The sequence below is a fragment of the Chryseotalea sp. WA131a genome, assembly GCA_025370075.1.
GTDB lineage: Bacteria > Bacteroidota > Bacteroidia > Cytophagales > Cyclobacteriaceae > ELB16-189.
The window spans coordinates 1089087-1107717 of record CP073016.1; the positions used below are offsets into that span (position 1 = coordinate 1089087).

Annotated in this window: 16 protein-coding genes; 4 read left to right on the forward strand and 12 right to left on the reverse strand. The window is 43.1% G+C overall.

Features of this window, described 5'->3' with window-relative positions:
* From KA713_05010 to KA713_05025, 4 genes are all read right to left on the reverse strand, one after another.
* Entirely contained in the window at positions 1–903 is a 903-nt protein-coding gene (locus KA713_05010; GenBank protein ID UXE67954.1) for a hypothetical protein, read from the reverse strand.
* Entirely contained in the window at positions 887–1315 is a 429-nt protein-coding gene (locus KA713_05015; GenBank protein ID UXE67955.1) for a hypothetical protein, read from the reverse strand. The genes KA713_05010 and KA713_05015 overlap by 17 nt, the downstream gene beginning before the upstream one ends.
* Positions 1316–1552: 237 nt before the next feature.
* Complete coding sequence (locus KA713_05020) at positions 1553–2818, reverse strand: MBL fold metallo-hydrolase (GenBank protein UXE67956.1); 1266 nt, start codon at positions 2816–2818, stop codon at positions 1553–1555.
* Complete coding sequence (locus tag KA713_05025) at positions 2815–4824, reverse strand: S8 family serine peptidase (GenBank protein ID UXE67957.1); 2010 nt, start codon at positions 4822–4824, stop codon at positions 2815–2817. The genes KA713_05020 and KA713_05025 overlap by 4 nt, the downstream gene beginning before the upstream one ends.
* A 702-nt stretch (positions 4825–5526) precedes the next feature.
* Here KA713_05025 and KA713_05030 point away from each other — a divergent pair.
* Together KA713_05030 and KA713_05035 are read left to right on the forward strand one after the other, a co-directional pair.
* Positions 5527–6264 (forward strand): hypothetical protein, encoded by a 738-nt coding sequence (locus KA713_05030; GenBank protein UXE67958.1) that lies wholly within the window; start codon positions 5527–5529, stop codon positions 6262–6264.
* Complete coding sequence (locus KA713_05035) at positions 6222–6419, forward strand: helix-turn-helix transcriptional regulator (GenBank protein UXE67959.1); 198 nt, start codon at positions 6222–6224, stop codon at positions 6417–6419. The genes KA713_05030 and KA713_05035 overlap by 43 nt, the downstream gene beginning before the upstream one ends.
* Here KA713_05035 and KA713_05040 read toward each other — a convergent pair.
* Positions 6406–6645, reverse strand: coding sequence for a hypothetical protein (locus tag KA713_05040; GenBank protein ID UXE67960.1), 240 nt, complete (start codon positions 6643–6645; stop codon positions 6406–6408). The genes KA713_05035 and KA713_05040 overlap by 14 nt on opposite strands.
* A 130-nt stretch (positions 6646–6775) precedes the next feature.
* Here KA713_05040 and KA713_05045 point away from each other — a divergent pair, with 130 nt between their 5' ends.
* Together KA713_05045 and KA713_05050 are read left to right on the forward strand one after the other, a co-directional pair.
* Positions 6776–7057, forward strand: a complete 282-nt coding sequence (locus KA713_05045; GenBank protein ID UXE67961.1) for a transposase — start codon at positions 6776–6778, stop codon at positions 7055–7057.
* 593 nt (positions 7058–7650) lie between these two features.
* The gene (locus tag KA713_05050; protein UXE67962.1) at positions 7651–8478 is read left to right on the forward strand and encodes a hypothetical protein; all 828 of its coding nucleotides are present in this window, start codon (positions 7651–7653) and stop codon (positions 8476–8478) included.
* Here KA713_05050 and KA713_05055 read toward each other — a convergent pair.
* The 7 genes from KA713_05055 to KA713_05085 are packed head-to-tail and all read right to left on the reverse strand — an operon-like array spanning position 8444 to position 18622.
* A complete protein-coding gene (locus KA713_05055) occupies positions 8444–9415 on the reverse strand; it encodes a glycosyltransferase (GenBank protein UXE67963.1) in 972 nt (323 codons plus the stop codon). The genes KA713_05050 and KA713_05055 overlap by 35 nt on opposite strands.
* A gap of 19 nt (positions 9416–9434) precedes the next feature.
* On the reverse strand, positions 9435–10088 hold the full coding sequence (locus KA713_05060; GenBank protein ID UXE67964.1) for a 4'-phosphopantetheinyl transferase superfamily protein: 654 nt from the start codon (positions 10086–10088) through the stop codon (positions 9435–9437).
* 13 nt (positions 10089–10101) lie between these two features.
* Positions 10102–11730 (reverse strand): MBL fold metallo-hydrolase, encoded by a 1629-nt coding sequence (locus KA713_05065; GenBank protein ID UXE67965.1) that lies wholly within the window; start codon positions 11728–11730, stop codon positions 10102–10104.
* 16 nt (positions 11731–11746) lie between these two features.
* On the reverse strand, positions 11747–12907 hold the full coding sequence (locus tag KA713_05070; GenBank protein ID UXE67966.1) for a glycosyltransferase family 2 protein: 1161 nt from the start codon (positions 12905–12907) through the stop codon (positions 11747–11749).
* Positions 12908–12915: 8 nt separating this feature from the next.
* The gene (locus KA713_05075; protein UXE67967.1) at positions 12916–14508 is read right to left on the reverse strand and encodes a hypothetical protein; all 1593 of its coding nucleotides are present in this window, start codon (positions 14506–14508) and stop codon (positions 12916–12918) included.
* 18 nt (positions 14509–14526) lie between these two features.
* Positions 14527–17892, reverse strand: coding sequence for an amino acid adenylation domain-containing protein (locus KA713_05080; protein UXE67968.1), 3366 nt, complete (start codon positions 17890–17892; stop codon positions 14527–14529).
* 16 nt (positions 17893–17908) lie between these two features.
* The gene (locus KA713_05085; protein UXE67969.1) at positions 17909–18622 is read right to left on the reverse strand and encodes a thioesterase; all 714 of its coding nucleotides are present in this window, start codon (positions 18620–18622) and stop codon (positions 17909–17911) included.
* Positions 18623–18631: the final 9 nt, after the last annotated feature.

Genomic DNA, 18631 nt, shown 5'->3' on the forward strand with positions numbered 1-18631 from the left:
TTATTTTTGAATTGTGAATTTTACTTTCGCAGTTAAGGTCTCATATTTTTGATCTGCTAAGCCCTCCAATGGATTGGCACCTTGAATCCAGTCGTAAGCAATTCCAATTGTATTGGACGCAGTGCCAAGTCGTATGTTTATTCCACATTGCAGATCGATCGCTGAATCAAGGTCAAGATCTGTCGTTCCATAAAACGGCGTTCGTCCCCGATAGGAAAATTGAATCTTAAAAAAATCCGTGTACTTACCACCTGTCCACTTGTTGATCAATCTTGGAAAAAGGAATGAATTGAACTCTAGATCGAGAGTTCCCAGCAGAATATCCTCGTCCTTCCCTAGATAAGTCACTCCAATCGAATGAGCATGTGAAAACTGAACTATATGTGCCAGTGGTGACGCCAGCCTGGGGAAAGCGTTTCGGGTCTTAAGAAAGTCTTTTCCGGTGTATGTGTTGAAACTACTTGCCGCAATTATCTGAAAAGTTTCCTCGTCTGCCTTCCTGTCTTCGGATAGTTTCAGTGTAAGAGTAGATGGTATCTGAAATTTGGCCACGCCAATTTCATCTTCAATCAAAGTAAACACCTTACCAATCGATGCTCCAAACTGAACCACATGCTGTTCTTTAGCAATGAGAGTGTTCCGATGTATTTCAGCGATGAGCCCATATTGCCAACGATTGGTATCTGTGTAGGTTAGCTCAAAAAAAGCATTCGTTAGCCATGCATCCTTCGCGTTTAATGAATCAGGAAATGTTCCAATCACCTCCGCCTCTTTGCCTTTCGTATACGAATTATCTGACGACCGTCCGAGTGTAAATGACATACCCTTTTCTTGGGCAATCAAACAATGCACACACAAGAGAGGAAATGCCAAGAGGATAAGTGTTCTATTTAGACTTGTCATAATGATCGGTAATTAATTCCACAAGATCTTTAATTTGCGTCAGGTCATCAATTTCTTTCAACTTGATTTTTTTTGTCGCGGCTGTTGGCTTTTTCATTCGGACATTTTTCTCTAATATCCAGTTCAACACGTACAGTAGACCTTCAGAACTCTCAACAAAATTCAGCGAAATTCCGAGTTGCGTCCTGAAATTTGAATCAAGGCCGATGAATGAACCATTGGCGTAGTTTTTTAGACGTTCTTTTATATCAAAAAAGATCTCGGCACCATTGGTAATGTCGGAACGAATCTCATTGATCAAGGTTTGAATTTTCTGGAACGAAGTAGGACTAGCCGCCCTGGCAGCCGCGAACTCCAGCGCCTCTAGCAATGTCGCTGCGTCTTCATCTTTAATATCAAATTCAATTCTCATGTAGGTTTTATTGTTTAAGGTGGCGGACAAAAAAGCAAAAATCTATCTCCGAGAAAATTACCCTTCTAAGAGGATGGAGTCATCAATCATATACATTCAATTAATAGCCATTTTGCGAGAGTCAAATTTGAGATTTTAGAAATTTCAGCCACAAAATAAGGCAGATGCAACGACATAATTCTTTGGATTTTTAAGATGCGTTTGATCTCTCTTCTTGAGCCTAGCACTGCTTTATAATTATTTAAGCACGATATCCATGTAGCTCTTTCCAGCTGCCATGAATTCAAAATCAAATTTTTTACTGTTTAAAGATTCTTTCTTAACCAAGTCTTCAATGCTTTTCATGTGTTTTTTATTAGCGCTTTTAGTTTCCAATGATGAACTATTAAAGTGTAGCGTAAAATTATTTTTGGCTTGAGGTGTAATGGCCTTGTTTTTTCCAACTCGCGAGTCAATAATTGCTTTAATCACATTCAGATCGGGGTTATGATGGGCACCATTGCCACAGAAGACATAGTGATCTGCTGTAACCGTTCTGCAAAATTCTTCATCGAGATTGTTCTCGGATCCATGATGTTGCACTTTCAGCACATCCACGTGCCGTCCTTTGGTGCGATCTAACTTATTAATGGCCTCAAGGCCCTTCATAATATCCTCACTGTGCCCATCTCCTGTCATTAAGACTGTGTGTTTGCCATCTTCCACCAAAAACATAATTGAGGCGAGGTTAGGCGTAGTGACTTCTCCTCTGTTTCCTAATTCCCCGGCTAATGCTAAAAGTTCAGAATTGTTTGAAGTAAGCAAGGGTTCATCTTTTTTTTGAGAATTCTTAATTTGGCTGATGACTGACTTATTTGTTTTCAGCCAAGTATTCCACTCCTCACGTAATTTTTTCAGGTCTTTCTCGAATGGAGCAATAATGGATAGAGTCATTGTCCCAATTTTAATGGGAGCTTGCTTCGTCCGATACATTGCTAATTTACCTTTGAATCGCTTATTTAGTTTCAATCCTAATTGCTCAGCCCGAAGTCGGCCGCTTAATTGAATTGCCTGACGAATGCTATACGCATAGCCACCAAGTTCAGCAAGTTCTGGTACGTTGGTAGAACTGTAAATTGAAGCCGACGCTGCCAACATCTCTTCGATTTCGCCTTTGTTTTTCGAGATAGAATCATAAAATGCATTATGCCAAATCTCATCAATAACAGGTGGTCGGGGTGATTTTGGTTCTTTTATTTTCGAACCGCTTGCCTGATGATGATCAAAAACTCGCCAATCAACTTCATCTTCAATCAGTTTTAATATTCCTTGAATATGATCTTCATCAATATGCGATACACAGAGAAGATCTATTTTCTCGCCACCGTTTCGCATTTTGTTTAAGTATGGCGCCACATGAGCGTTATAGGATGAAGAAAGCCCACCATCAACTAAGATATTGGTTGAACCGTGAGAGAGTAAAAGGCAATCTCCTTTGTCGGATTGAAATATTTTTAGCTTCATTTTTTTAAATCTTTTTTAATTTCAATTTGTTTCGCTTCGGCAACGCATGCTTGAGCGTCTACGACACCAAATCCAAGGTCATCTTTCCAATGATAATCTGTTCCGGGTACTGGCTTACTGGTTCGGATCATAATGCCACTGATTTGCGGAGCGGTTAATTTAGAATTGACCGCCAGCATTTGCGCTGCTACACCACAGACGATTGGAGCGGCCATGCTTGTGCCACTCATTTCTATCCACGGATCATGAACACCGCCAAAACCCTTTGCTGCAATAATTTTGGTTCCGGGCGCAATCACCTCAGGTTTTGTGCGACCATCACGTGTAGGGCCTTGACTGCTTGTTTTGTTTATACGCTCGTTGATATGATCGTAATTACCTACTGAAACAACGTATCTTGCACAGGCGAGAGAACTGATGGATGTGTTGTCTACATTTGTTTTCTCTGAAAAGAAGGATGGGAAATTCCAGTCTGCCGTATCTCCTGTTGGACCCACTGGGCGTGGATCATCACGCTCAATCCAAGCATGATACTCGCCATTCCTAATATCTTCTCCGTACAGCCGTACCTGCCAGATTCCAGCCCGGATAGGAATTACCTGCCTCTTATTGTAATTAGGACTCAAAAAAATTGCAATACAATTATTTCCGTTAGCCGGATGATATAAATCATTATATACGCTCAAAAAAGAACCGTCATGTAACTGAAGATTTTCAATGAATTCGTTTGCCTTCACCATGGGAAGCCAGTCCATTCCTGGTGGTTTTACAGATACCGCGAATCTATCTTGTGAGGGATACCACACCTCTAATTCGTTCTCAGAAACATCTGATATACTATTACCGACTACACACCACTCAATATCACTGGTTAAGCCACGTGATTTTATTTTTCCGCTTGAATGAATTCGCCCCATGACGTAACCGTGGTCGTCAGGGGTTTCCGCAGCCTCTTGACCTGCATTTCCTGCAGCCACTGTCACACATCGGCCTTCGCTGAGCAATTCGAAATCAATCCACCGACTCATCGCATCACTACCATCGTGTGCGTGACCATTAGTACCTAAACTAATATTTATAGATAATGGTATTTCCATTGAATCTGCCAGTCGACTCAAATAGGCAACAGCATGAACAATACTAGCTGAATCATAAAAAGACTTTCTTCGATCTAGCTCGGATGGCGTTAGCGAAATGAGCACACCAGCAATCAAAGCATCCGGACAAACACCTGATTTTCCTGCTGCTATGCTGGCTACATGTGTACCATGTGAGCCTACCGAGATGACGGATTGCTTTTCAATTTCGAATGCCGGTATCTTCAGTTTCTTTGAATCTTTTATGGCACTGTTAAGTTGTGTCCGATTGAATTCTGAGCCATAGTCAAATCCATTCGGTGGCTCTCTAAAATCACCACCCTGATCCCAAATGGCAACAAAACGTGTTTGATCGTCCTTATCTAGAAACTCTGGGTGAGAAAAATCAAATCCGCCCACGTCAATGATGCCTATCAGTACCTTTTGTTGTACAGGTTTTATCTTGAAAGACTGCAGAATATTTTTCTCAGGTTTGCCAGGATATTCGCTTTCTATTTTTGGTGTTGGGTGCCTCAGTGGCCTTCCAGATTCGATACTAACTACTCCACGTTTATTTTTTAAGTCATGTATCTGCGTGAGCGAAAGTCTTGCTGAAATGATATTTCCCTTTTCAATAATTTTTCCCGGGACTTTAAGATCAGTTTGATCAGGCGTGACGCGCACAAAAACATTTGTAAGGATATTATCAGGAAGATTGGTTGCCTTCTTTTTCTTCAGAGATCGAGTGAGTTGCGGAATCTCAGCCAGATTTGACTGTAACTGAAGATAATGCTTCAGTTGCTTTTTAACACTTAAGCCGCCTTGAAAGCCCGCGCGAATCTCATTTACTTCCTGGCTTCCATTTGCATACATACGCAGTTTAGCATCCACTAATGTTGAGGGGATGTGGTTTAAATCATCTTTTGCCATATGGAATTGAATTTCATGAGAAATTTAGCACATTAAATCCAAAGTTTGAAGAACGATCATCTCTAATATGAAGTGCTCCAAAAGGCATGGTGAGCATGTCGATTTCCCGAAAATGCGATAGCTCGCAAACTGATTGGTACCTGTGGGCCATTGGGGCGGGCAAAAATCACGATCATATGGGCGTAGCCTCTTGCGCTTGTAGCAATTTCCCCTTTCTTAAACCAATCCTGAATATTCTGGATAAATTCAGGGATTGAGCAAAATTTGACCCTTCGAGAAGTCGGGACAAAAGCCAGAAAATACTTGAAAATGCGTACGCGTTTCTGAAACCTCTGAACACATTTTGGGTTTTTTAAGAATGCTCGAAAAACTTGAAAAACACCATTTCTAATAGCCCGCAGCCTTAATAGCGATAGATAAGTGAAGGCTTGCAGAGTAGGCTTGAAGCGCTGAAAACTTTCACAATCATCATATCAGTGTTGAGATACATTATTGATCGTCCCAGCCAAAAGGAAAAAGACTCTCCGACACATATTTATATGAAACTTTAGACCAAGAAAACGGCAGCTAACAAAATGTTTGCGAATTCTATGGTATCGTCAGTTGTGTCACTCACTTGTACTTTTAATAGTTCTATTTGTCTTTTCTTAAAGTAGTTAAATTTGGTTTATCTTACCATACAATTAACGTTAAACCTTTATTATGCCACCTTTAAAAAAATTATCAGCCACACTTACACAAAAGCTGCTGAGCATTAAAAAACTCCGTAAAAATCAGCTAAGCCCAATTGCAGAGGATTGGATTTACCTGCAGGAAAGTGAACTGTTTTTTATAGATTTTATGAAAAGCAAAAAGGAGCCTGCTGTTGGCAATATGGAGTATGGGCCTGCATTGTACTTATTACATCAATTGCCAAAAGTTGTGGTTGATGTTTTAATTTTTGTAATGGGCATGCCGCCAACACAGATAAAAAAAGTCGATTGGGATAAATGGCTGCATGACGTAGAGCATGGCCCGGGCGTGGTTGCTGGTGATGGTACCATATACCTGTTTAAAAAATATGCTCAGCTTGATTTTGGCTGGACAGAATCACTGGTGTATTACCTGTATTACAGACACGAGAAGAGGAAAGATGCAAAATTTGGTATCACACCAGTTACCACCAAAATTCCCAAACAAAATAGCCTTACTATTGCCATCGTGGGCGACTGGGGTACCGGTGTTTACAGCGATGAAGGTTTTGAAGCACCTTCGCAATTGGTTAAAAATGCAATTAATGCCCTTAAGCTTCCACCCCTTGGCCTTCCACCGGATATAACCCTGCACCTTAGGCTTCATATTAATTCCTTGATTGTCAGTTTATGGCAATTAAACCAAGGAAATCTTTTGCGAAATCATTGGGACCGCGGATTCGAGCACTACGGCTTAAGAAGGGCATAAGTCTCAAGCATTTTGAAGCAAAAGAGAATTCTATTGATAGACATGTACTTTCCGATATAGAAAATGGCAAGAAAGTCCCCAATGTCTATACCCTATTCAGGATATCGCTTATCCTAGATGTTCCACTGGAGGAATTCGTGTCTAAACTGAAGTAGACTCTTCTTTTGTCATATAAGGCTTGGTGAACCTTATGTCAGTTGGGTCGATGAATCTTACAATTCCGTTGAAAAGCTCAATGAGTGCATATGTTTTAGTGATATACCCTCCTAAATCATTATAAAAGGGCTCTTTACACCAACCATGAAAAAATCCGCCATTCTCCGGTTTTGAGATTCCATTCAAAACTGTGATCGATCTGAGTTCCTGTAACTCACCATTCATGATGTTTACGTTTATGGTTACACAATTATATAACCTTGATCGTTTCGTGTCAATAAAGTATCTAGGGCATCTCTAATAACCCTACCAAGTTATCGATAAATTTTGTTTCTTGAGAAAAAGGAGAAAATAAATGAAGAACAGAACGAGAGGATTATTCGATGAGCAGTTTCGGTTGAATAAAATGGGCAAGCAAAACGATCCGCTGATAAAATTGCAAGCTCAGATAGACTTTGAGATTTTCCGCACACCACTGAAGACACATTTTGAATTTGGAAAAGACCGAAGCCAAGGCGGTCGGCCTTCGTTTGATTATTTGATGATGTTCAAGATATTGATTTTGCAGCGCTTAGGGTTGAACATTTCCGATACCGTGCCCGATGCCAAAACGATCTGGAACTTTACTCTTGGGTGAGATAGCAGACCTCCTGACTCTTGCCTATGATCTATTTTGCACAAAGATCCATTCACTAGGAGAAGCGGGTATGGCGTAAGAGCTCTTGAAGGATCGCTATATGGATTCTTTTCAGGCGAATGGCTTCTATAAGCTTGCCAACTTTAAGAACTCGGCCAGGTAATTGGCATCAAAGAATCCAGGGTTACTAAATTCATTAATGAATTCACTGGCAAAGACGAGAGCATCGATTACTTGGTTGATCGATCATTTCTCAAAGATGATATCAAGGCTGGCTTCAAGTCGTACTACAAAGACAAGCTTAAAAGGATCAAACAGGCTTAAAACATTGTCAAGATCTTTGTACGTTAGTCTCTATATTCGTTCTTATCACGTTACCACTTTGTTGCTCGACAACTCAAATCTAGCTGAGTAACAGGTTATAAAATATTTTGTATCGGGGAAGTAGATACCCGAACGTTGTTATTCCAGCATAGAACAGAACTCGGCATGTCTCGAGTCGAATACAACTGAGATAAAAAAAATAAAATGTTGCCGACTAATTAAACGAGTTGCAAAATAAAATGAGTTAACTTGCCAAGAACAAGTGTTACATGGAACAAATAAAAAATAAAATACAAAGTCTTTGGATTGGAGATTCGCTTTCACCAATCGAAATATTAAGTATTAATTCATTCATAAAAAATCAATATCAATTCGACCTTTACTGTTATGATCCAATATCAAACGTTCCTGCAGGAGTTAATCTGAAAGACGCCAATGAGATTATTCCCCGTGAGGAGGTTTTTATTGCCCACAACAGTTACGCAATTTTTGCAGATTATTTCCGAAGCTTGCTGCTCTATCACAACGGAGGAACCTGGGTTGACACGGATGTGGTTTGCCTGAGAAGGTTTGACTTCGACGAGAACGAAGTAATTATCGGTTACCAGGAGGAAGGTGAAGTCGTTTGCAATGCTGTGCTTGGATTCCCGGCAAGAAGCATACTGGGACAGAAAATCCTTCAACGATGCGAGAAGCCATGGGTCTATGGTCGCCCTGAAGAAATCGAAGCCTTTGAACAATTAAACGGGGTGTCAACAATGGAGCTGCTTGAGAAAGAGGGTGAAAAATATCTCATGAGGTATTTTCATGTCAATAGCCCCTGGGGTGCGATAGCCGGACCGATCGGTGTAACGACGATCATCAAGGATCTCAACTTTGCAGACAAAGTAAAACCTTCAACATATTTTTATCCGGTCTCCTATCAGCAATGGTGGAGCCTTTTCTACGACAATTCAATCGACCATATTGTTGATTTTAGCAATAGTTACGCGGTTCACCTTTGGCGCGAATGTGTAAGAGGTTACAGTTATTTTAACAAGTCAGCATTTCAACACGGAAGCTTCACACAGAAGCTTTGGAGGCAATATTGCGAGTGACGACAGCCTGTGTGGAAGTTATCCAGTGCCTGAACATCAAGTTGTAGAACTTCAAGGTCTTGTAAAGAACGCCGAGGTTAAAAGGAGTCAATCCCTTGCTCGCACGTAGAAACCGCCTGAACGCATATCTTGCTCTTTTCACACGGCCGTGTTTTAACAATTCAAACGCCAGTTCGTAAGCAACCCGGGTCTCGCAACTGCAGAAGGCACTCTCATGTTTCCGTTTAAGATGCTTGTTCATAAATGTGTATATCTGCAGGTGTGTAAGGTACTGACTTTGATAAGGTCTGCCCGTCCAATCTCCGTTGGGATGTTTCCGATACACCGACCATGTTTCGTTGAAGTAGTAGGAACGGCCAAACTCCGACAAAAAAAGGAACAAGGGCCTGTCTGTCGCTTTCAACGAGCAATAGTTGGGCGGCGGAAACTTCTTTAATGCACTGCGCCTGAAGACGACGCTCCCCGTGGGAATATGTGTGTCACACACAATATCGGATAGAGAAACAACTTTCTTTTGCTTGTCACCGCAGCACGTTTGGGGCCCGATCTGTCCGTTCAACCCCAACACTTTAGCATCATGGAAACAAAGAACGAAATCGGGGTTCGCATCGAGAAAATCAACTTGGTGTTGGAGTTTTTCAGTGCCCAACCAGTAATCGTCGCCATCCAACAATGCAATGTATTCCCCGCGAGCCTGACCCAGTATGTAAACATTATTTGGCATGACGCCAAGGTTCTTCGGGTTCAAAAACGCCCGAACCTTGTCAGGATACTTTGCCTGAAAGGATTCGACGATGTCTCTCGTCCTGTCAGTTGAACAGTCTTCACCGATTATAACCTCGAATTCAAAATTGGCCTGTTGTTTTAAGACACTTTCGATGGCTTGTGCGATAAATGCCGCATGATTAAAAGTGAAAATACAAACGCTTAATTTCACGGATACATTGGTGATTTAGTCAATCAAACTGTACGTTACGTATTGCGACCGGCGGAACAACAGACCCCGGAGGATACTGCAGCGCCAGGCTGCACATATATCCGGCTGCTATATTCACGTTGGTGGCTGTGAAAGTTTTATTCCCGTAGGAAATCTCCTTCCCTGTGACCTCAAACGATGTAAGGGGAATAGACAGGCCCTCGCCATAAGCTTTGACTACTGCTTCCTTCCTCGTCCAAAACGAATAGAACATTTTTAGCACATTGTCCGACGCACGGATCTGTTCCCATTCCCTTTTACTCATTGAGTTCTCTAGGTCATCAAGAATTATGGGGCGTATCGACTCGATATCGATACCGATTTCATGATGATGTGTGATGGCGCACGTGGCTATTTCTCCGGAATGAGAGATATTAAACTTAATACTGTCATTGGTCGAAAAGCGCGGCTTGTTATAAGGAGTGTATTCAACGAAATTATTTGATGTGTTTCCTGCAAGTTCCCTGATCCCACGTTCAAGCAAAAGCCTGCCCAGCAACGATAATTGTAAATCTTCCCATCGTTTGAATCTGTGCAATCGGTTCTGAAAATCTAATGGAAAATGGGGCAAATGCTCTTCGACGAGTAACGAGTGATTTCGCTTCGAAATTCTTGAGTAATAGACGTAGACCATCTTGCTATCCGGTCTAGACCATGAGTACGCCTTCTCCCGGAACTATGTTCTTGTCGTATAAGATCTCTTTCTCTCCGTAAAGCCTTTCGGAAACGAGTCCCATTTCCCGGCATTCCCTGATAAGTTGGTTGGACTGAACAATAGGGTTTGCATCGTCGGCATTCCTTGCAGTTGTTATGAACTCAAGCCATGGCTCGAGCCCCATTGCATATACATAAACCTCTTTCGGGTTAAAGATGTTAACGAGTTTTATCCCCTCCTTGCAATTCGATCCTGCCAGTCGCCTGCTTTGATCCTGTACCCTTGTTAGTTTCTGCGTCAAGAGTGGGCCGTACAACCACGAAAGTGGAGCACCGTCACACTCCATTCCGAGGAACATTACATCTACGTCGCCTGTCAAGCTGTGCACTCGTTCGTACATCTCTGGTATCGTAGCTTTGGAATCCGCAAAAAACAACAACTTGAAATTTCCAATCTTAATAAAGTAACAGGCCTTTGTGAGGATGTCGAGATCACAGTGTTCCCCGGTAAACGGGAGCGCTTGAACGCTTATATCGTCGAACTGCAACAAATCCATTTCTCCCACTTCTACCACATTGTTGAAGCCGATGCTATTCAACATTAATTTCAAGTTAGGGTCTTCAAGCTTGCCGCCATAGGTCCGGGGCACGATGACCTTTCCAATTTTATGACGAATGGGTAGCAACGTCTCGAACAGTATGTGATCCTGGTGATTGTGGGTGATCACCACATAATCAATGACTGGCGGAAGGTCCATGTCCGAAAAACGATCGAGCCCGTTTAAATACCCGTAGTAACTCAAGAGCGGATCCAAAAGAATACTTACTTCCCTTGTTTCAATGAGAATGCAGGCATGTCCCATATACCGCATACGTACCTTATCCCCTGTATACCGGTTATAAGGGCGCGGCGGCTCGTCGGTAAAGAATGTTTGAAAAATATCCTTCTGCTCTGTCTTGATCCCCAGGACTTGCTGTATCCGATCATATGAACTGGGATGCCATTTCATTTTGGCCAGCAGATCTATTTCCGGGCGATTAAAGGCCAGGTCAAGGTAAACACTGTTATGGTCCTCAAACCTTGGTGTGCTCAGTACAAAGGGGCGTTCATCGTTTTCCGTTAGCCATAAGGCGACACCTTGAGATTTTGCCTTATAGAAATCGGATTGATACAAAAGAGGTTCAAAGAATCGGAAGTCAGCGTGATGATTCCTGTCGTAGTACAATTCAACCAGTCCCCGCAGTATCGTAGGTACTTTTTGATAAATCTCGTCCAACCCGACGCCCTTATTTTGATTTCGAAGGAGTGCATCAAGTTCCTGTATGGCATCGGCCAATTGCAATAGGTCCGTATTCTCCTCGAGTGTTTTTTGCAGCAACGCCGTAACCCTGTCTACGGAATTTTCTTTAAAATCCATGAATGGCCCGCCCTTCATTTTCGGATTACTTGCAGCATTGCGGTGAATTTCCGGATTATCAATATATGATTGCATAATCGTAAAATGCCGTCTTTGAATATTGAGTGCCAGGGTGGCGGGAGAAATGAGGTGTGACCACGCATACCACTGATTAACGAGTGGCTCGAAGACAACATTCGGTTTCAAATACACTTCGCGTTCCATGTAATAGTTTTACCGGTTAAAAAAACACGCCGGTTAAAGTCGCGGGCTTCAATCTGCTTTTTCTGGATTTTCGAATAAATGTCCGGATCGCGCCGAACCACGAAAAGTAATCGACGATCAACTTGATAGCGGGGAACATCACAACTGCCTTCATCTTCTTTCCTTTCAATTCACTAAACTCCTTCGGCCCCGTTACAATCATAATGATGCAGCCGAGAGCGTTCAGAATGTAAATAGAGGGAAGTATGAGTAGTGCAACTATTGGATTAATGAACGCCGTCGCGAACAACGTAATTGGAAGGAGCAAAACGAAAGCAATAACAAGAAAATCCAGTACCGCGCGTACTCCAATCTTCTTCATCTTTCTCATTTCCGACAGGTAGTAGTCACGTTCTTTACTAAACGTCTCCAGGTACCCTAGTTCCCAGCGAATTCGTTGCTTGACCAGAGCCTTAAGCGTGAGCGGTGGTCGTGTCGAAATCAAAATATTGTCGACATACACAGTCTTGTATCCACCCCGCAGGCCAATCAATGTAGACTCCCGATCCTCGCCACTTCGCAAGCCGCTATGCCTGACGAAAATATTATTCAACACACTCCGTTTGTAGCACGAGCCGGCGCCTGGCATAACCGGAACGCTTTGTTCCTTGTGATGAATCCGATAGAAGACCCTGAGACAAGAGTACTCAAGTTGCTGCCATAGAAATATATTACCAGAGCCTTCGTACGGCACCATCCTGTAATAACAGCCCATCAACTCCGGGTTGCGCCGCAGGTTCTCAATGCTTTTACCGACATTCCAGAGTCCATCAAGATCTGTATCGAAGTCCGACAAGATGACAAACTCATGAGTGATCGAGAGCGTAGTCAGGAAGAGAGCCCCCACCTTCTGGGCATTAGGATACACAGAAGCAACGAAGAACGCGCTCTGATTTAATTCAAAAAAAGTTACAAGCTTCTGAAGACTACGGTCAGTCGATCCGTCGTCAATTATTATGACGTCTATTTCGTCTCTGTATTTCTCGGCAAGTCCTTTGAAGTAAGAAAGGCGACGTTCCATATTGCAATTGCTGTCCTCATTAAAAAGTGGTATCAATAAGGCAACTTTCTTATAACCCTCGGGAACCGGTCCGATCCACTTTAGGTTTACCGCCCGCTGTTTAAGATCCTTGATCATTATCATACTCAAATTCCAATTAGTGGTCTTTGTTTCTCTTTTAACACTCGTTTTATATGAGAAAGGTATTCGCCGATGAAGTTGGTTATCGCAGTTTTGTCAAGGACACTACTGTCATAGTCAACCCTCAGCCGTATATTGTTAGCAGTATTAATAAACTTCAGGTTTATATCTATTGGGATGAGTATGTTGGAAGGCCCTTCGATCGCCGATACCGTGAAGTCTACGGGTAGTGGCATCCTCGATAAATCGGAGCGACTGTATGAAGATCTGTCAGTATCTTCGTATTGTATTGCCCAGAATGTGTCTGACGGATTTCCCTCCGCCAGGAGTTTTTCGTGTAGGAACTGCATCAACGTAAGAGCGCGATGTTCCTGCATATCTTCGTTGGCCTTTTTTACTCTCGGGATAGCAGTCGCGAACGACTCATCCTCATCAAATACAGTACGCACAAATACGCCCTTCGCGTAGCATCCGATCTGATTATTGCAGCTCTGGAAGTCGCGGCCAAAAACATCGGTTCGAATCAAAATGTCATTGACCCGGGTTGATGAAAAAACGAATGATTTAAACGTGGCTTGCAAGATGACAAAAAGCGAAGTCGAGAAGTCGATCGTCAGCGCTCTCAACTTCCTGGACGCGTCGGTGCTAAACTCAAATTGCTCGCACTTTGATATCCGGTCGGACATCTTTCGCTTCAGACTTCTGATGCCACGAATGGGTACCCTTTTTGTGGGCAGTTTGGGAAAAGTGGAATTCCAATACACCCATTGCGATCGACCATGGAGCTCTACCTGGTAATTGATCAACGCAAGATTCTCCTTGTACTGATATCTTAGAGCCGGTAGATTAGGAAGCAAATTTTTCGCGAAGGCGATATAGGAAACATAGAGATCTCTCAAAAAGATCTCGTCGGACATCGTATCGAATACTACGTGATGAAACTTGAAGGAGAGAATGTACTTCTTAACCTTCAACTGGATCAGGCGTACAAGGAATATTGGTCCATTTTCAAGATCAAACTTATGATCTGCGAAACGGGAAAGTTGAACGATTTTCTCATCTCCTTCGGCCATTCCACTTAAATCGAAGTACTCCGAGGTATAGAAACTTTCGTCTTCGACTCTCAGAAAGTAACTGTCGTCCAGCTTATGGAATGTGGTCCTGAGGCTTTCGTGACGTTGTACAAGGTATGCAATACTCTTGTTGAATGTAGTCACGTCGAAATCGCCGAGTATCTCATAATTCTGGATGACACTCCCATGGATATTGTCCTCGTTTTTAAACTCGGCGTCCAATGAGTCGTCGAGCCAATAATTTTGTACGGGTGTCACGGCATAGTAGTCTCTACCATTCCTGACGACTTTCGGTATTGACCAGTCCGAGTGAAGTTCACTAAAATCCTTTTCGGACTTCATATTCTTTAAATATTCAATAACATTTTGCTTATGGAGGCGTAGTTCATCCAGGATTCCCGGATCAATGACTTTTCCTTTCGGGTATTTGAGCGAGAGTCCTGAATCATCGTACAAAATCTTCAGGCCTGCCTGATTCGATCGACCAAGCAACTCACTTATCTGTGTTAACAATAATTTATCCACGCGTGAACGAAATGGTGTTTATAGAGTGATTGAATCGTACTCTTCGAATTTCTCCAGGTCGTTTTCCATGCAATATTGAATGTGCCTGGCAAGCAGATTAATGCTCTTAAACTGAAATATGGCTTTCACAGAAAGCTGCACTTTAAATTTGTCGTTGATCTCATAGATGAGCCGGATCGCCAATAACGAATGTCCACCCATTTCGAAAAAATCGTCGTTAACACCAATGGCTTTTGTCCTTAGCACATGTTCCCAGATCTCGGCGAGCTTTAATTCAATCTCTGTTCCCGGTGCCTCAAAAGATCTTGTATTCTCAAAAGAACGTTCCGGCATAGCGATCAATTTCTTCTTGTCAATTTTCCCGCTAAAGGTCAATGGCAATTGATCCAGCTGAACGTAGAAAACCGGGATCATGTAATCCGGTAATGTTCGTGCGAGGTGTTCGCGTATCTTCCGGTTTTCAATTGCAGACGAGCCTGTAAAGTAAACTACCAACTCCTTGTCGTCGCATTTGGTTTGTTTCATTAGGACAACCGCCTCGATGACGCCGGGATAGGCAGCCACTGCATTTTCAATTTCACCTAATTCAATCCGGTTCCCCCGAATTTTTACCTGGTCGTCTTTTCTTCCCAGAAAGACAATGTTACCGTCGGGCAACCACATCGCCATATCACCAGTACGGTATAGACGAGTGCCTCCTGGAAAAGGATTATATGTAAATACGGATTCTGTTAGCGAGGAATTATTAAAATATCCTCTCGCAACGCCGGCGCCCGAAATGCACAACTCTCCAGCTATACCGACAGGCTGCAGATTGTCATATTTGTCGAGAACATAAAGCTGTATATTATCAATCGGCCGGCCGATCGGCACCGACGGCAAATCATCAATCTCACCCGGTGAGCAATCATAATAAGATACATCGACAGTGGCTTCCGTTGGTCCATACAGGTTGATTAGTCGAGGCCCTTTCCCCAATGTCCGTCCAAAGGTAACGGTATCATCGATCTTTAGGGCCTCCCCGCTCGCAAATACCTTCTTAAGCGATGTTAATATGCCCACATTGTAAGCCGGAGTAAATGCGGAAAGGAAACTCCTCAGCATTGACGGAACAAAATGCAACGTCGTTACGTCGTATTTTTGAATAGTGGTCATCAGACGGTACGGATCCTTCTCGTCTCCCGGTTCCAACAAGCACAGGCTTGCTCCGGTGAAAGCCCACCATAACAACTCCCATACAGACACGTCGAAAACCAGCGGCGTCTTTTGAAGAATTACATCATTGTTGGTGATGCTATACCTCTTCTGCATCCAAAGTATCCTATTGACCACGGAGTGATGCTCAACCATCACTCCTTTTGGAACACCTGTTGATCCGGAAGTGTATATGATATATGCAAGGTCTGAGCCTTTCGCGACTTGCCGGGTGGTAAAATCTGCTTCGGAATTTTCAATCTCTGCCCATATCTGTTCAATGTCCACTGTTTGGCAAGTGCCTGTGACCAAATCCTCCATAAAATTCTTGCGTGAAAAAAGTACTTTAAGGCGTGCGTCGCCGAGGATCAAATACTTCCTTTCGATAGGGTAACGTGGATCTATAGGCACGTAAACGCCACCGGCTTTCAATATTCCAAAGATCAATGGGATCAGGTGAGCTTCCCGTTCCAGCATAACTCCAACCTGATCTCCCACCCTGATGTTGTGAGCGGCGATCAGCCAGTGAGCGACTTTAGTCGTCTGTTCGTAAAGTTTCGAAAAACTTATCCTCTCGTCTCGCCATATCAAGGCGATGTTGTTCGGGTTTTTGGATACTTGTTCTTCAAATAACTCAATCACGTTACCGCTTGCTGGATATTCAGCTTGGGTCGCGTTAAACTCATTCAGGATTTGATCTTGTTCTTCATCTGACAAGATCCTGATATCACGCAGCTTGATCATCGGGTTGTTTAATGCCTGACCCAGGATCATTTTGAAATAAGTAATGAATCGACTTATGGTTTCTTCACGGAAGAGCTTTCCCTTGTATTCAAAGCTAAATGTAATCAGGTTCTCAGAGTCAAGAACCGATAGCGTAAGATCGAAGTTGGGCGCCTCGTGCGAATATTTACTAGGCTCAATCTTGAGGCTCTGGGTGTTAATCGCCAACCCGTTGTTGTTCTGATAAGAGAACAAAACATCGAAAAGTGGATTACGGGTAATATTCCTGGTTAGATTGAGTTCTTCAATCAATTCTTCATAACCATAGTCCTGGTTTTCAAAACAGTTAAGTGTTTTGGTGGTGACCCTTCTGACGCACTCCTGAAACGACAAATCTCCGGGGATGCAGTTTCTCAAGGCAAGGGTGTTGACAAACATACCAACCACTCCGTCCAATCCAAAACGTCCCTGCGTGGAAACGGGCGTACCGATAACGATATCTTCCTGGTTACTCAGCTTCGATAACAGGACGTAATACATCGCTAAACAAACCATGTATGAGGTGGTGCCGGCGGTTGTCGCAAATTCATTCAGTGCTTTCTTCTCTTGTCCTTGCAGGGTGAACTTCAGAGTGTGTCCGGATGACTTCTGCCCGATCTGTCTTGGAAAATCTATCGGCAACTCTAGTGGAACGACCTCATCCTGATACTCGGATTTCCAGAAGGCGGCCTGTTCCGATATTGCCTGCAGTCTTTTTTTACTTTGTTGCCACTCTGCATAGTCCTTATACTGTCTCCTCAACGGTGGAAGGGATTCTCCATCGTAGAGTCGTTTAAAGTCGTTGATCAAATACTCCTGGGAGATACCATCAACGATTATATGGTGCATGTCGAGGATCAACAGATGTGAAGCGTCGCTTAACTCAACCAAACCTACCCTGAAAAGAGGATCGTGCAGGAGATCAAAAGGTCTTATGAAGGTGGCGATTGTTTTGTCCAGCTGTGCTACATCCGAAAATGAACACTCCATTCGCGTGGTACCCTCCGGTGAAATCACCTGATAGGGTGCGTTGTCCGCCAGGATAAAGGAGGTACGCAGGCTTTCGTGTCGGTCGACCAATTTCCTGATTGCCCGTTCCAGCTTCTTTTTATTGAGTTCGCCAGTTATCCTCAGTATGATCGGGATATTGTATGCAAGGGACTCGCGCTCAAATTCATACAAGAAATAAAGACGTTTCTGTGCAGACGATAGCTTGTAATACTTCTTCGGCCTGCATTTCGGGATCAAGGTCAACGTACTGTCGCTGCTTACCTTTTGCAAGTAGGTGATCAATTCAGATTTATTCTTTCGCACTTCATCCAGCAGCTGGTCGGAGTCGAATTCATCTGGAAGAAGAAGTTCGAGGTCATTGTCCCTGACCTTTATCATGATCTTGCTCTCTCTTAGCTTCTCTATTAACTTTTCCATTTATTCAGATTTTAGGTCACCGGGTATTAAGTGAAAACGTTTTATCAAGCGCGGTGTGTATCAGGCCGATTATCTTTTCAAGATTGTCGTTAATAAAAAAATGCCCACCCTCAAAAAACTTCAGGTCGCATTTTCCCCGGGTGTGCTTTCGCCACCCGAAGCACTGTTCAAGGGTCAATTCTTCTTCGGTACCAAGCATTACGGTTATGTCGGTCGTCAGGGGGCGTATCTCCTTGCCGGGCAGATCTGTCTCTGCAAGTCTGAAATCATTCTTCAAAACCGGCAAATAGATATCGACAATTTCGGGGTGATCAAAAAACTCTCTCGGTGTTCCGCCAAAGCTGATCAACTTGTGTTTGAAGTCCTGATCACTCAACAGGTGATATCTTTTATTGGGGTCTTTTAGATGGGGAGCACCGCAACCGGATACAAAGAGATGGTCTGGTTCCGGCAAGCCACTGGATACTATGCGTTGAGCCAATTCGTACGCCAAAAATGCACCGAGGCTATGTCCATAAAGAACATAAGGAGACTGCCTCAGGTCTTTTTCAATAATTTTAAGAATATCTTCCACTGCTTTGAACCGGTGCTCGTACAATGGTTCCTTCATTCGGGTGCCACGTCCTGCGAGCTCTACAGGAACAAGTTCAAATCCGGGATTCAAATGCTTTCTCCACAGATTAAACAACTGCGCCGAACCTCCGGCGTAGGGTATACAGAAAATTTTCATTTGCTAATG